The sequence below is a fragment of the Romboutsia timonensis genome (assembly GCF_900106845.1).
GTDB classification, from domain to species: domain Bacteria; phylum Bacillota; class Clostridia; order Peptostreptococcales; family Peptostreptococcaceae; genus Romboutsia; species Romboutsia timonensis.
Map to the genome: position 1 here is coordinate 2,135,129 of NZ_LT629850.1, position 16,321 is coordinate 2,151,449.

Annotated in this window: 18 protein-coding genes and 1 pseudogene; all 19 read right to left on the reverse strand. The window is 25.3% G+C overall.

Going from position 1 to position 16,321, the window contains the following annotated elements:
• Positions 1–102: 102 nt before the first annotated feature.
• Entirely contained in the window at positions 103–387 is a 285-nt protein-coding gene (locus BN7997_RS12745; RefSeq protein WP_071121128.1) for a hypothetical protein, read from the reverse strand.
• Positions 388–457: 70 nt separating this feature from the next.
• The gene (locus BN7997_RS12750) at positions 458–1,141 is read right to left on the reverse strand and encodes an IS1595 family transposase (protein ID WP_083335120.1); all 684 of its coding nucleotides are present in this window, start codon (positions 1,139–1,141) and stop codon (positions 458–460) included.
• A 383-nt stretch (positions 1,142–1,524) separates the two neighbouring features.
• Complete coding sequence (locus tag BN7997_RS12755; RefSeq protein WP_071121129.1) at positions 1,525–1,917, reverse strand: hypothetical protein; 393 nt, start codon at positions 1,915–1,917, stop codon at positions 1,525–1,527.
• Positions 1,918–1,954: 37 nt separating this feature from the next.
• Positions 1,955–2,587, reverse strand: coding sequence for an ABC transporter ATP-binding protein (locus tag BN7997_RS12760; protein WP_071121130.1), 633 nt, complete (start codon positions 2,585–2,587; stop codon positions 1,955–1,957).
• An 11-nt stretch (positions 2,588–2,598) separates the two neighbouring features.
• The gene (locus BN7997_RS12765; protein WP_071121131.1) at positions 2,599–3,957 is read right to left on the reverse strand and encodes an ABC transporter permease family protein; all 1,359 of its coding nucleotides are present in this window, start codon (positions 3,955–3,957) and stop codon (positions 2,599–2,601) included.
• Between the two features lie 208 nt (positions 3,958–4,165).
• Positions 4,166–5,623, reverse strand: a complete 1,458-nt coding sequence (locus BN7997_RS12770; RefSeq protein WP_071121132.1) for a sensor histidine kinase — start codon at positions 5,621–5,623, stop codon at positions 4,166–4,168.
• The gene (locus BN7997_RS12775; RefSeq protein ID WP_207645597.1) at positions 5,623–6,282 is read right to left on the reverse strand and encodes a response regulator transcription factor; all 660 of its coding nucleotides are present in this window, start codon (positions 6,280–6,282) and stop codon (positions 5,623–5,625) included. Before BN7997_RS12775 ends, BN7997_RS12770 begins: the two co-directional genes overlap by 1 nt.
• Before the next feature lie 266 nt (positions 6,283–6,548).
• Positions 6,549–6,788, reverse strand: a complete 240-nt coding sequence (locus tag BN7997_RS12780; protein ID WP_071121134.1) for a hypothetical protein — start codon at positions 6,786–6,788, stop codon at positions 6,549–6,551.
• Positions 6,789–6,821: 33 nt separating this feature from the next.
• Positions 6,822–7,625, reverse strand: coding sequence for a recombinase zinc ribbon domain-containing protein (locus BN7997_RS12785; RefSeq protein ID WP_278335273.1), 804 nt, complete (start codon positions 7,623–7,625; stop codon positions 6,822–6,824).
• Positions 7,623–7,928 (reverse strand): annotated as a pseudogene (locus BN7997_RS16255) (recombinase family protein); the annotation flags it as partial. The pseudogene BN7997_RS16255 and the gene BN7997_RS12785, both read right to left, overlap by 3 nt.
• A gap of 236 nt (positions 7,929–8,164) precedes the next feature.
• Positions 8,165–8,983 carry a hypothetical protein gene (locus BN7997_RS12790; RefSeq protein WP_071121136.1) on the reverse strand — a complete coding sequence of 273 codons (819 nt, stop codon included), beginning with the start codon at positions 8,981–8,983 and terminating at the stop codon, positions 8,165–8,167.
• A gap of 19 nt (positions 8,984–9,002) precedes the next feature.
• Complete coding sequence (locus BN7997_RS12795; protein ID WP_071121137.1) at positions 9,003–9,833, reverse strand: hypothetical protein; 831 nt, start codon at positions 9,831–9,833, stop codon at positions 9,003–9,005.
• Positions 9,834–9,982: 149 nt separating this feature from the next.
• The gene (locus BN7997_RS12800; protein ID WP_071121138.1) at positions 9,983–10,513 is read right to left on the reverse strand and encodes a recombinase family protein; all 531 of its coding nucleotides are present in this window, start codon (positions 10,511–10,513) and stop codon (positions 9,983–9,985) included.
• A gap of 181 nt (positions 10,514–10,694) precedes the next feature.
• The gene (locus BN7997_RS12805; protein ID WP_071121139.1) at positions 10,695–12,662 is read right to left on the reverse strand and encodes a hypothetical protein; all 1,968 of its coding nucleotides are present in this window, start codon (positions 12,660–12,662) and stop codon (positions 10,695–10,697) included.
• A 17-nt stretch (positions 12,663–12,679) separates the two neighbouring features.
• Positions 12,680–12,892, reverse strand: coding sequence for a hypothetical protein (locus BN7997_RS12810; RefSeq protein WP_071121140.1), 213 nt, complete (start codon positions 12,890–12,892; stop codon positions 12,680–12,682).
• 247 nt (positions 12,893–13,139) lie between these two features.
• Positions 13,140–13,508 (reverse strand): hypothetical protein, encoded by a 369-nt coding sequence (locus BN7997_RS12815; protein ID WP_071121141.1) that lies wholly within the window; start codon positions 13,506–13,508, stop codon positions 13,140–13,142.
• Between the two features lie 548 nt (positions 13,509–14,056).
• The gene (locus BN7997_RS12820; protein WP_071121436.1) at positions 14,057–14,998 is read right to left on the reverse strand and encodes an IS982 family transposase; all 942 of its coding nucleotides are present in this window, start codon (positions 14,996–14,998) and stop codon (positions 14,057–14,059) included.
• Between the two features lie 98 nt (positions 14,999–15,096).
• Positions 15,097–15,993, reverse strand: a complete 897-nt coding sequence (locus tag BN7997_RS12825) for a GH25 family lysozyme (protein ID WP_071121142.1) — start codon at positions 15,991–15,993, stop codon at positions 15,097–15,099.
• Between the two features lie 163 nt (positions 15,994–16,156).
• Positions 16,157–16,321 (reverse strand): transposase (locus BN7997_RS15140; RefSeq protein ID WP_195906791.1); only part of this gene is annotated, 165 nt, incomplete at its 5' end.

Here is a 16,321-nt window from a genome sequence, read left to right on the forward strand (position 1 = left end):
TGTTTAAAGATAATGTTGAAAAATCAGGTATTATTAAAGAGGGCTAATAATCCCCCTCTTTAATAATACTTTTTATGCGTAATATATTAAAATTTACTACAATTAGAATAATTTAATTGGAGCAGGAATACCTGCCTCTGGAAGTAAGTAGATAAACACAGTAAATAGAATTTGAGTAATACTTATTAGAATAAATAATAGTTTAAAATTCCCTTTATTTATAATATTCATCATACTTAAAATTAAACTTAATATACTTATTATTGCACTTAGCCAAAACGTAAAATAAATATTATTTATACTACTTGTTGCAAAATATAATAGAATATAAAGTATTTGTAAACTTATTATTATTCTTTGAACTAATTTATTATTTAGATTTTTCAATATAATTCTCCCTCTTAATATTTATTATTTTGTATTATATAACAATCACGAATAATACAACAAATAAAACCTATATATACAATGGTTTTCTGTTTTTAAAATCCTTTATTCGTGTATTTGAATAAGATGCATGAGACTGTATAAACAATCTTTTATATTTCTTAGCATCTTTATCTGTTTTAAATAACTCAATCCACTTAAACCAATACATATAATTAGCCAAATATTTCGTTGCAACACCATTAAAGTTATCCATCCACTTTTTAAGTCTGCTATGGTATGAGTTTATATGTTGAATATGATAAATACCTTTTTTAAACTTTCCTGTCTCTATTTTCTGTATATCCACATCAAAATTATTATCTAAACGGATATAACTCTTGTGTGAGTCTATACACAATGTTGAGTTTTCCTCTATTCTCCCTTTAAACAATCTTTCTACATCTTTATATTTCATTCTCCCATTACATATCAATTCTGAAATTATATTCCCAGTTCTATCTATTGCACACATTACAGCAACTTGATTTCTTGATATCCCTCTTGGTTTAGGTTCTTCATTTTCAGATTTTTTACTTTTTGGACCTCTTAAATAAGGTTTTTGAGGCATAGTAAACCCCTTACTCTTACTATGATTTCCTTTATATGATAACCTAAAGAATGTTTCATCTGCTTCAACAAGACCAGATACATGACCTGTTCCTATGTATAATCTTAATGCATCTAAAATTTTCCCACCAATTTCAAGTATCAATGAACAAATAAATGAAGAGATAAATGCTATATAATAATGAACCGTATCACTTGCTTGCGATACGGTTCTCCGTATCGGTGTTAAGTGAGGTTGTAAACTTGCTCATTACTTTTCTCCTTTTCTAATATACTTTTAAAATTATAATTTAATTACGAGCTACATCCCCATATTATTCTATATAGTAATGTTCAAATTCAACATAGTTGCTCCAAAATTTCTTAACCTAAAAGAAGAAGGAGCATCCTTAACTGATACTCCTTCTCAAAACTTACTTTATATCCAATTGCTTGTTATCCTTTACCATCTTACCCCATTCCCCTAACATCATAATAACTTTCTCAAGTGAATATCAAAAGTTTTCTAAATTAATCCTTAACAGCTAGTTAATCTTTTAAATATTCTATTAATTCTTCTAATTCATTATCATCTTTATTTAATTTATCAAAGTCTTCTAAATCTTTATTTAATTTATCAAAGTCTTCTAAATCACTTTTTATATCTTTTTTTACTTCCTTTTTAACATTTAATCCACTGATAATATATCCCATAGAAAATGTTGCTATTGAATAAAATGCATATGGTAATGATGAATTAATGTAATATGTTATTACCATTAATATACTTTCACTTACCACAATCCTATTTGATGCTACAAGTGATGATATATATACATGTGAATTATATATAGTTAATAATGTATATACTAATATAATTATTGAAATAACATATAATACTTTACTTATTAAATTTATATCTTTAAAATGTTTTACTTCCATACTTAAGCCACCTCTTATAAAATCTTATTAATTTTTATTAATTAATCTGTATTAGTTTTTTATTTTTTAACACAAGTACAACATCCGCTTTTTTAGCTAATTCCTTACTATGAGTAACCACTATTACGCATTTTTCATGTTTATGTGCACTTACTTTTAATATTTCTATAATTTCATCAGCTGTATCACTATCTAAATTTCCTGTTGGCTCATCTGCTAATATTACTGGTGAATCTGTAACAAGTGTTCTTGCAATGGCAACACGCTGTTGCTGCCCCCCTGATAATTGTAATACGTTTCTATTAACTTCATCATCAGTTAATCCTAAATCGTTTAAAATTTTCTTATCTGCCTTAGGATTAACTATCTTTAAATTTTCTAAAGGTGTCATATAATCAATTAAATTATAATTTTGAAAAATTAATGAAATATTGCTTTTTCTATGATTCTCATACCCTTTTACTTTTATATTTTGATTATTATATAATATTTCACCATTTCTAGGTTCATCTAATCCAGCCAGTAATGATAATAATGTTGTTTTTCCTGAACCAGAAACCCCTAAAATAGCATAAAATTTTCCTTTTTCAAATTCCATGCTTATATCATTTAAAACTTTTTTTCCATTTTTATATGAATAATTAACTTTATTTAATGCTAAAATTGACATTTATTTTCCTCCTAGCTCATTTTAGATAATATTTCTTTTGGTTTTAATCTAATTATTGATACTGATGATGCCATTACTGAAAGTATGATAATAACTGTTCCTATAACATATACATAAATTAATTCTTCAACATCTACTTTTACATCTATTTCATCTACTGTACGAGTTGCTAAAGAACTATTAACATCATTTCCTAATGAAAATCCTCCAAATCCACTTTGAACGTCTTGAACCGCTTGCTTACTTGCTTGTGCAACTATTGTATTTCCTATATTTTGTGAAATTACCTTGCTTGAGAAATATGATCCTCCAAAAGCTAATATACTTATAAGTAATAATTCAATTATATATTGAGAAATAATATTAAACTTTGAAACTCCTATTGAAAGTAATATACCGGTTTCATGAACTCTTCCTTGAATCCAAAATGCTAACACTAATGAAAGTATTATTATTCCAGCTATTATTGCTCCAATTAAAACCATATTTATAATCTTATCTAAAGAATCAAAAGACTTAGATAAAGCTAAAAATGTATCTTCACTTTTTACTATTGTATACTTATTCCAATCAGCAGGAATATCTTTAAATTTTGATGTTACTTTATCTACATCAGTATCTGTATTGAAAGTAGCATTTGTATATTTTACATTTCCATCTGAATATCCATATAAAGTTTTAACAGTATCTACATCAGTTATTAAAAGATTTTCTGGCATTTCTAATTTGTGACCAACTCTTTCAGTATTTTCACTTTCAAAAATACCTACAATTTCAAGGTCATAATCATTTTTAGATAAAGTTGATGCATTAAAATCACCAGCACTCTTTTTAGCCTTTATAGTATCTCCAACTTTTAAATTATTTGCTTCTGCTAAAGCCTTATGAATTAATACCTTACCTTTATCAGTAGGCACAATATGTCTACCATCAACAAGCTTTAATGATTTACTTATAAACTTAGTATCATACTCAGAGCTCTTATGTGCTTCTACAGAAAAAAGTTTTTCATATTTATAATCATCATTATATTGAACTGCATTTTTTTCTGGTTTTATATAATTTACATTTTCTAAATCTAAACCAGCTCCTTGAATTGCTGCATCATAATTCTTAACACCTTCTACCTTTGAAACCTTATCAATTAAATTTTCTGGAATTGTTCCTTCAAAATTACCCGTAAAATTAGCTTGTAATTCAAAAGTATTTGCCATATCCTTATTTGAATCTTGTCTTGCTATATTTGCTGCCTTTTTAATTGAAATTCCACTTAAAACTGCCGTTGATATTCCAAATAATATAAATAACATAATAATACTTTTTATTTTTTTTCTTGTTATATATAATATTGATCTCTTAAATACATTCATATTTATGTCCTCCTTGTTTATTAACTTGAGTACATTCTATCAACCTAATATGAAATATTTATGAAATTAAAAAATTAAATTTATAAAATTCATTAAGAATCGTATTAATTAAATTATTTTTTATAAAAAAATAAGGATATTATTAATCTAATACCCGTTATTTTTCAACTATTTTATTTTTTATTAAACATGAACAAATTTCAAATATTTAATTAAAATCAACTTCAAAACTCATTCCAGTTAATATTGATTTAAAAGAATAATCTAAATTATACATTTTTAAAATTTGTTGAACTATGTATAATCCTAACCCATTTCCCCCACTACTCTTATTTCTATCAAAATCAACTCTATAAAATGCCTCAAAAATATGTTCTAAATGTTCTTCTGAAATTGGCTTACAATCATTTTCTATAATAAGTTTTTTATCTTTTATATATATTCTTATTTCCTTTCCCTCATCAGTATAATTTACTGCATTAGAAATAATATTAGAAATTGCTTTAGTAAATAATTTTTCATCTACTTTAATATTAAAAGACTCTTTTAAATTCATTTTAATATTAATTTTCTTTGACTTAGCTATTAATTTATATGGTTCTATGTTCTTTTGAACTAAACTACCTAAATCTAATACACTTTCATTTTTATTATTTATTATATTAAGTTTTGAAGTATCTAAAATTTCCTGAACCATTTTACTTAATTCACTAACTATATCCTTACATTTTTCTAAATATATATAATGATTTTTATATTTTCCTATATCATATAACATATTTTCAATCATTATATTCATACTCATTAGTGGTGTCTTAAGTTCATGTGATGCGCTTCTTAAAAAATCCACCTTTATTTTTTCAGATTCACTTACATTTTTTATTTCCTCTTCCAATGATACAATTGTATTTAATAAATTTTCATATAAACTATTTACATTAGCTGCTAATATTCCTATTTCATCTTCAGTTTCTACCTTACAAAAGGCTTCTTTATTTAAATTCTCCATTTTTTTTGTAACATCACAAATTTCTTTTATTGGAGTTGTAATTTTTCTTGCATATATATATGATGCAATAAGTGCTATAAGCAAACTTATAAAAATAGAATATGGAAGTATTTTTAATATAACATCTCTTGTTTCTGTAAATGATTCTAAATCCATTACTATTTTAGCACTTCCATTTACATCATTACTTTTTTTAAAGTCCCTACTTTTTATTATTGATAAATTATTTATATTAATATATTGACCGAATCCATCATCACCTATAACTTCTCTATTTTCATCATTAAAATTTTCTATAATATTTTCACCAATTAAATTAGGAATTATTAAAGAGTTTTCTGTAATTTCCTCTTCATTAACATATATATCTACTTTGTGCAAACCTTGAAATACCCTTTTTTCATCTCCTATAGTAAGTAAAACTTGAATATTATATTTTTCAGCAAAATTCTTTGCTATCTTAAATGATTCCTCATTATCAGATTTACTTACTTGTTCAATTAAAGCTTCAATAATTTTATCAGCTTCCTTTTGTTTATTATTCACATATACCTTGGGTAATGCTAAATAAATTAAAACATTTGAAATTAAAATTATTAAACTTATTATCCCCATGGTAAATATATATGTTTTTGAAAATAACTTTAACTTATTCATCATTGCTCCTCAAATTTATATCCAATTCCCTTAACTGTTACTATACAATCTAATAACAACTTTTTTCTTATATTTTTAATATATACATCAATAACCCTATCATTTGGTGATTCTTCAATATTCCATAAATTATCTAAGATTTGTGCTCTTGTTAAAACCTTTCCCTCATACTTTAATAATAACTCTATTAATTTTATTTCCTTAGGTTTTAAATCTATATTTTCGCCATTCTTTCTTGCTGAGTATCCTTCAAAATCAATTTCTATGTCTCCATAGAACCACTTTTTATTTTCGCTAACTTTTACTCCTCTTCTAAGAAGTGCTTCTATTCTTTTATGTAAAACTATTATTGAAAATGGCTTTGTAATATAATCGTCTGCCTTTTCATCAAAACTCATAATTTGGGTATAATCATCACTCATTGCTGTTAACATAATTACTGGAACATTGCTTTCTTGTCTAATTTTATTTAAAACAACAAATCCGTTAGCTTTGGGAAGCATTATATCTAAAATTACTAAATCAATTTTACTATTCTTAAATAATTCTATTGCTTGCATTCCATCTTCTGCACTTATAACGTTATATCCAACTTCTGATAGATATTCACTTACGCCTTCCCTTATTTCTTTTTCATCTTCAACAATTAATATATTAATTTTCATTTATATTTTCCTCCATTTTATATAATATATATCAAAATGAATTTATTTTATAAATACATAATAACATAAAGATTCAATTATATTATAGATATAAAAATGATAATTTCATAAATTAACACTTTTAACATTAAATTACTAATATTATTTATATACCAATTCCACATATAATTTATCACTAAAGTTCTATCTATAAAGGCTTACTTAAATGACAGTATTATCAACCCTCTCCTTCTCAACTCCCTTTATTCATTAACCTAATTTCAAATTATATCCTTTATATCATTATTTTCTAATACTGCTAAATCAATTCTAGAATTTATGGCTTTTATGCTGTGTTCCCTCGCAACAATTGAATTCTTTAACTCTAAGTGTAACTTGTATGCTATTCTATCCCTTATTACTGATTCATTCTTGCTAGTTAATGAAAGATATGCTAACTCATTTTCTCCAAATAACTCTCTGCTTTCTTGTATTACTTTCACTAATTCTTCTATTTTCAATTTTAAACTCCCACTATTCAACTATCATACTTATTATATTACTATTTTCAGATTTATACAATTCATTCCAAGTAAATGTAAAAAGGATAGGTTACCTTGTTCTTTAGGTAACCTATCCTTCATTAAGTATGTTATCACATCATCATTTATTTGTATTTCTATGCTATCTATTTCTCTTTCTTTATTTATTGTTATCTTTGAAACTAGTAGATGTATTAGTTGTTTCCTTTGTTGACTTGTACTCATTTCAAAGAATACTTCTTTGAATCTTTTCATTACTTCATTTACTATCTCAAATGGTATTGGATCTCCTTCTGCTAGTTGAAGATCTTGTTTTAACTCTTGCTCTCTGTATTTTAGTTTCTCAATGTCATCATTTATTACTTTTATTCTTGGTGACAACTCACTTTTATCTAATATTCCATCTTCAAATAGTTCTATGTTTTTATTCTTCTTACTTGTTAGTTTCTCTATCTCTTTATTTATCTGTTCTAAGTGCTCTAGTATTGGTTTTAACTTAGTAGATTTATTCTGATTTATATTATCTACTACCTTCCTTAATATAGTTTCATCATTGATTAGTTCCATTATCTTATTTAGTACATATTCATCAGCTAATTCTACTCTTATTGAGTTTGAATTACATACTGCTGTTCCTTTATTCTTCCAATTTCCACAAGAATAGTATTCATTTATTCTTCTAGTTCCATCTTTCCTTTTAGCAGTAGACCTACTAATTGTCATTCCTGCTCCACATACAGGACACCTTAGTATTCCAGTTAAAGGAAATTCACAATCGTAGACCTTATTATGTTTCTTACTTCTTTCCTTTAGTATTACTTGTACTTTATTCCATGTTTCCAAATCAATTATTGGTTCATGTATTCCATCTGAAAGTATTGGATTTGCATTTATATTATTTCTTCTTTTCTTGCTCCAATCTTGCCTTACATTGTACCTTATCTTACCAATTTATACTGGATTTTGAAGTATCTCCTTTACTGTACTTACTGCGAACAAACCATTTCTTTTCGTCTTATGACCTTCCTTGTTTACTCTATTTACTACTGCCTTGTATCCATGACCTTGGCTGTATAGTTCAAATATTCTTCTTACTGTATTTGCCTCTTTTTCATTTATTTCTAATCTAGTATTCTTTCTTTTCTTTCCCTCATTAGGTAATTCTACTAAATCATGAGTTTAAAAATCATTTTACTAATAATGAAAAATCTAAACTTTGGCTTGAGAATTTTATAGAAAAAAATAAGGCTTAATTTAAGCCTTATTTTTTAAGAAATAATATACCTTACCAACTCAATAAGGTTGAAACAAATACTTTATAGACACAGTTTCCAGCTTTATATACATTATATATATTACATTTCAAATACTTTCATAGCTCCATCAATTTCAAATTCTATTTTTAAACTATCTACTTTGTCTAAATTTTCTTCTAAGAGATATATTAATCTAGTTATACATATATTTTTCATATTATCATTAATAAGATTTTCTTCCTTATATTTTAAGTATATCATTGAGTCAAATGCATTTTTTCTATCTTCTAAATCATTATTTTCTAATATAAAAATATTGTGACTAGAGTATAGTTCAAGATTTAAATCATTTACATTTATATTTTCAATATATAATGATGTACCAATCTCCTCAATTTCATCTTGATTATTATAAATAAACCTAACTTCAGATAAAATATCTAATATAAAATAATTCTGAACCTTTTTCATAGCTAATATTTTTATATTTTTTTCATTTACTAATAAAGTATTTATATTCTCTAATTTGAATTGACCTATTGTTATTAGTGTATTTTTTTCAAAAAAAATATTTTCATCTACATCTTTTATTTTTAAATTAACTTTTTCTAAATCATTATCTTCATTACAATAAATTTCAATCGCATTAAATCCATTAAATATATTACACTTTATTATTTTATTGATTAACTCTATAACTTTTTCTTGCAAATACGTATTTGTTTTTTCAAACTCTACCTCATATACAAAATTGTTTTTTAGTAAATTTCTTATATTTATATTTATATAGTCTAATTCTTTCAAAATAATTAATTTATTATTACTTTTTCGTTTAGAATATATACTCACATGATCTTTTAATTCATTACTTAATTCAACTGGATATTCAGTTGATATATAATATTTTAATATACTCATTTTATTATCCTTTTAATTATTAGTATCCACTAAACCAGCTAGTAACAGTTTTGTGAATTGATTTTGGTAAATGTATTAAATTAGAAAAACTATTATCTACACCATATGCTAATGGCTTTATGTGATGAACATCATATAATGATGAATTTAAAGTTACTCCATATCTACGCTTATATTCATTATAATATGTTGTGTTTAAATTACTAGGCCTTTTATGTATAGTATTTTTTACATAATCAGCTCTAGGTTTACCTAATGTTTTTCCTGATTTTTTATCTGTATATGATGCATTCCATAACTTTCCAGTTCTATTTAGCAATCCATAATAAGTATTTACTGTTTTAGCTGGTAAATATGAATTTGATCCATCTGGCTTTAGTTGAGATATAAGTTTAACTTTATAATATCCTGTTTTAGCTGGAACAGAATGCTTATAGTTTTTTATAGTGTTTACATTTCCAAAATCCTTTAATATACCATAGTTACTATAAGTACCATTTTCTGTATTTGACCTTAGTATCTGTACTTTTAACTTTAATGGAGGCTTAACAAATATAGATATTGGTATATCAACATTGAAATTCCATACATGCATCTTATTCTTTGAGTCATAACTTGCACTTATTTTAACCTTTATATATTCAATTCCTAATATATTTCTTGCTTTATTATCTAGTTCAATCTTTACTATTTTTTCTTCTTCTAAGTCAATATCTTCAGTCTCTTTTATAATGCTCGATTCTAAATTATTATAAATATCATTTGCAAAAATATTTAATGTATTTGAAAAAATAATCATAAGTGCCATCGCTATACTAGATATAAATTTTAATAATTTTTTCTTCTTCATAAATATACATCTCTTAATTAACTATACCTTAATTTCTTATATTTTCTATTTTTATATTAATTGTATTTTTTTTCCAATAAAAGCCTTTTATTATCAGAATATTTATGCTATTATAAAATAATGATTTAACCATGCAATAAATCTTTTATTTATAAACATACTTGTAAACTAATCTTTAAATTTGGCTTTAGGGTATACCCTAAAACTACACCACCATTCCATCTTCCTTCTCTTGCTCTTGCTAATAATCCCATCTTCACATTTTCAGCAATAGTTTCTCTTTCAAATTCCCCTATTGCTCCCATTATGTTAAGTTGAAGTTTACCTGATGGTGTTTCTGTTTCAAAGTTCTCTGTTAATGAACGAAATGCTATATTATGCTTATTTAGTAAGTCTACTATATTAAGTATATCTAGTAATTTTCTACTTATCCTATTTAATTTCCAAACAACTACTAAATCAAACTTATTCTTAGTAGCATCCTCTAGCAATTGTTTTATTCCTGGTCTATTTGTTATATTCTTTCCACTTATTCCTCTATCTTCGTAAAGGTTATAGATTTCATGACCTTGATTCTTACAGTATTCTTTAATATTATGATATTGACTGTCAATTGAGAAACCTTCTTCAGCTTGTTCTATCGTTGATACCCTACAATATATTGCTACTTTTTTACTCATTGTCATCTCCTCCATTTTCTTCATTAGTCTTTATTATGTGTTTTTGAATTATATCACTTAGTATATTTATTATTTCATCTCCATTTATCTGTTCCATTGTCACAGTATCCATAGTTATCCTCCAAATTATGATTATATATACTAGGAATACTAAAATACCCCTAGTACATTTTTAAATTTATTACATTCTAGTTATTTTGATTTCTCTGTTTTTACCTTTACTTCTTTCAAATTCAATACCTACATCTAGTAAATTGCTCTTTATCTCATTCAATCTTTTTGATAATACATTTGGTGTTTTAGCCCAATTACTATTTGTGGTATCTATCTTTTCAAAACCTGCAACTATTTCTAATTCAGATAAAAGTTTTGTAGGTGAACCCGACCATACAGTCTTGTCTTCCATGAACTTATACATTGCAAATCCTACAGGATGAGATTCTAAAACTTCTATATTAGCATTATTTTGGTTATTCAAGTAAGCTTCTAAAAACTTATCTCCTCCTATACCTAAAACTTCTGCTATTGCATATCCCCATCTTGTGAAATCTGCCATTCTACCTAAGTTATTTAACTCGACTTGGTCATATATACTCATTGCTTTAGATAGTGTTTCAAATATTGCACCTAGTATTATAGGTTTGTCCTTCTCAAACTCTTCTCTAAGTACTTTTTCTTCTTTTCTCTCATTTGGAGGTATTCTTTCTAGTTCTAATAATATACATCTATCTAAAAGGTCTGGTCTTGTTGCTACCACATTAATTCCATTTAATACTATGAATCTTTGGAAGAACATAACTTGCTCTTCATCATCTGTATACAACTTTCTCTTTGTGTGTCCACCACCTGTGACAGCTATACATAATAAATCACTAACTTGATTACTTATTGTATCTATGTTATCAAAACAAGGAACATAGTTCTTTGAAATATATACTGCTAAATCATCTATTGTTTTAGGGATAGATACTACTGGAACGATTGCTGGATCAATTATATCTCTTACCAGCTTCATTGTACTCGTCTTAGATGAACCTTTTTCTCCATGTAGTACTTGTATTGGTCTTGCTATGTTTGGTATAAGTGAAGCTACTAATATTACTTTTTGAATTATTAAATGGTTTTCATCTTTGTATCTAAACCATTTATCTAATATATCAAGATTACCATTTCTTTCTGGTGTCACTTGTCTATACATTGTTTTTGTTCTAGCAAATATAACAGGTGGATCTTTAATAATTTCCCAACCATCTCTTGATACCTTTACAACGTTACAGCTATCATCTTTTAAATCATAATAAATGCAATTATCAACTGTAGCGCATCTTCTTTCTACTAACACTTCATTTACTTCATTCATTGCTCTAGATTCTAAAAGTAGTATTATCTTAGCTATATTGTCATTCGTAGGTATTTTCGATTCTATATTGTAAAATTGTGAAACAATCCATTTTTTAAAACGTTCCGATTTTACATTTACATTTTCATTATTTTCTCTAATTTGGATGGTTACATATGTCTCATCCATAGATGTCCTATATGTTTCTATATCTTCAACGATATCTATTAATATATCTATTTGACCTTTTTTATCTTCATTTTTACCGTCATATTTGTCGATATTTTCATTAGTAACTTTATTTGTAGGTTCATATTTACTTCTAAGTGTACTCCAGTTATTTTCTGAACAAGAATTATGATGACATCCTGCTACTATGTTTCCATTATTATATTGGATAACATATGCACTTTTATCTGTATGCTCTTCATTCCAAGGACATTGCTTTAATACATATATTATTTTATCTGCCTCTTCTTTACGATGAGAAACTTGTATTTCATATTTTTCTAACCATTCAGCTTCATCTTTTTTCTTGTTCACATTTTTTAATTTTTTATTGGTTATTTCTGCTGTTACTTCAGTATTTATATTATGTTTATCCTGTAGTTTAGATACTATTTTAGTTATCTGAGATATAGTAACTATCTCACCTTCACCTCTAATTGAAATTATTATCGCTTGCCTATGTGGTCTTGTTGGTATATTGTCTCCTTTACATGCTATTGTTCCGTATAGTCTACAAATACGAGATGGATTATAAGTAGTTTTATCAACCTCAACTTTGTCATCTGAGAACTCTATGCTCAACTCATTTAAGAAATTTTTTATTGTATCTTATTTTTTAGTAGATTTTCCTTTAGTTCTTTTATTCCTTCTTCATCTGTTAGTGCAATAAATCCTCCAAGGTCTTCTTCTGTCCTTTCTTCTCCGTACTCTTCTACTAAAATCTGTACATTTTCTTTTATAACTTCTTTTACTTGCTTAGGTAGTTCACTTACTAACTCTAAATCTTGCTCTTTCCAAATTTTAATTATCATTTTATTTTCTCCTTATTTTATTATTAAAAAAGAGATGTTGCTTTTATTGCAACATCTCCTTATATTAATTTTTTGTGTCCTATCTAATAGACTATCTTCTATTTAATATAGATTCAAAATTATAATATATATTTATAATTTCATTTATTACGTTTTGTTTATTAACTTATATATAAATCAATTATTCTATCTACTGTTCTAAATAGATTTTGCATTATAACTCTATTAACCTCTATAAATCTATTTTTTATTCACTTACTATTATATCAACTTTTGATAAATTAAATTTATAAGAATCTTGAACTAATTCTGAAATAATATTTTCTAAATAATATACATCTTTTTTCAGAAAATCATATTTAAAATCAGTTTTAAAAACCCTTATATTATTGATTATAAGTAAAATCGAACCATTTTCTTGCGTAACTTCGATTTTTAAACTTCTTTCATTTGAAGTATTTAAGATATTTAAAAGTTTTTTTAAAAGAGCGTCTATAGCTATATGTTTATGAGCTAAGTCAAAATTCTTCTTACAGTTACTGCAATAAGTATATGTGGAATTTGTATCAGATAATAAATATTCAAGTTTTGTGCTTTTACAATAGTTGCAATTCATTTTTAACATTCCCCTATTCATTATATTTACTACGTGAAAAAATTTTCACTCAACTCCGACATTATAACACCTTTATACTGTTATATTTTGGTGAAACTTGTCATTTTTATCGATTACCATTATTTACATGTATTGTGATAAAAATTCTTATATTCTATATACAGAAGCTTCATCAGCTTCAAGATAACAGAATTTCCTTATAAACAAAATACCCTATAGGTCAGACCTTTTATTAGGTGTCTACTCTATAGGGTACATTTTATATTAAGATATTATTTTTATATTATTTAATCATTATTCACATTTTCTATGATATTTTAATATATATGCACTAATATATTAGAAACAACTAGATTATTTACAAAATATATCGATAATCTAATCATTTTTTAGTTTATTTAATATTTTACTTAACATGCAAATAGCTTGACATATACTATTGTAAGTTTTTATTACTTAATCTGTTGTGCTAGTTAAAATTATTTTCCAAATAAAGTAAGTTGATTTTTCAAAAAACAATATCCCATAAAGATTAGTATTTGTAAATATTAACCAAATACTAATCTTTTTATCTTAGCCATAGAATCATCATTTCTCATCAATTTATTTATTAGAAATGAAATATTATGAGCCAAAACTTTTATTGAGGTTCTAGTCATAAATCCTAGCATTGATTTACTTTTAACCTTATTTAAATTTAATTGTTCTGTTAATTGAGAAAAACTAGTTTCTATCCTTCTTCTAACTTTAAATAATAGTTGTCTTACTTCTTTTGGATAGTTATCTCTACTATTTTCTCTTTTTAAGAATAGTAAATTTATATCTCTTTCACCTTTTAATTCAGGCGTTAGCCTTTTGTTAATGTATCCTTTATCTCCGATTATAGAGATAGATCTATATTTATCGCATAAATCCCATACCGCATTTCTATCATCTATGTTTGCTGGAGTTATAACATAATCAGTTAAAAATCCATCTACAGTAGTAAGTGCATGAAATTTAAATCCGAAATAAGTTTCTTTTTTAGAAGCGCATATTCCATAGGAGGCTTCGCCTTTGAAACATTTACTAAAATGAGCTCTTCCAAACTCACATACAGGAATAGGCATACTATCTATAACTCTTATATTGTTAGAATAAAGTTGCATAAATTCAGATATATATCCTCTTATTTTAGATATTACTAAATGTAAATTTCTTTTAGTTCTATTAAATCTAGTTCTATCTCCTAATCTTGGAAATAGTTCTTTATATTCTCTTTTTAATAAACTAAAAAATGATTTCTCTGAGTCAATAGTTAAAAGTTCTCCAACTATACTAATAGTAATTATCTCACTATCTGAAAGTTTGCTATCCTTAATATTACATCTATTCATTATACCAATAGGTATAATTTCATTGTATATATCATCTATAATTACAAAAATATTTGTAAACAAATCTGTTAAATTTTCTAACTCCTGGATATAATAATTATTAAGCTCCAACATCATATAGTAAACCTCCTTTAAATTAGTATTGATAATCTTAGGTTGCTATATTTGTTGGAGTTTTATTATTGAAAAAATTAACTAGCACAACGAGTTACTTATATTTTTAATACTTGGCCAATATAAATTTTATTTACATCTTTTATGTTATTCTTTTTTGCAATACTATTTACTGTTGTATTATACTTTTTAGCAATTTCATCTAATGTATCACCACTTTTAACTATATAAGTATCTTCATTATTAGCATTTAATAATTCATTTACTTTATTTTGAACTTCCTGTGCATTATAACCAGCAACAGTTAATTTATTTACTCTATCCTCACCATTTCCCCACAATCCATTTATTACTTCCTGAGCAACTTCATCTATTGATTTTTTAATTGTATCATCTGGTTCTTTATTTGATAGATAATCATCATTCGCAATGTTCATATCTACATATCCATTTATACCATCTACAATCCCTCTAGAAGTATATTGCCATACATTATAATCTATAGAAGGTCTATTATTTGGTATCTGTCCATTATTACTTCCATACATTGCAATCCATATTGAACAATCTTGAAATTTACTTAAATCAATTTTATTTCTTGCCCAATTCATATTACAATAAATACCTGCATCATATCCTGCTGCTTTTATTGTATCAACAAACTCTCTTACTACATCATTAATACATTTCATAGAATTATCTTCTATATCATAATAAATTGGTAAATCAAGTTTTTTATTATTTAAATATTTTAAACAATTTTCTGCTTCTTTTTTACCTTCTCCAATTGCATTTGCATAGGCATAATAATATCCTCCAATAGGTATCTTACCATATAAACCTTTATAATGATTTTCAAATTGGTTATCTTTTTGTGATTCAGGCAAATAGTTAACCCCAAAACCAACTCTTAAAATAGCAAAATTTATATTTTTAATTACCTTATTATAATCTATATTTCTTTGGTAAGAACTTATATCAATTCCATACTTCATAATATTCACCTTTTTATTTTAATTTATTGTAAGTTATACTTTATATTAAAAAATAATTAGTAAAATACGCAAAATACCTCAATTATTATAACCTACAATATATTATATGATTTATTATTTATTTAGAAACTATTATTTTTTTGATTACTTATAGTAGTCGAACTTAAAAAAGTTCGTAAATAGATTCTTCAAGGCTCTTGTTATTTTTAGTTATTTTTTTCAAATTTTTCTTTAATGTTGCCCAATACTTTTCTATAGGATTTAAATTTGGAGAATATGGTGGTAAAAATATTAGTTTTAGATTTTTATTAGCATTTTTACATAATTC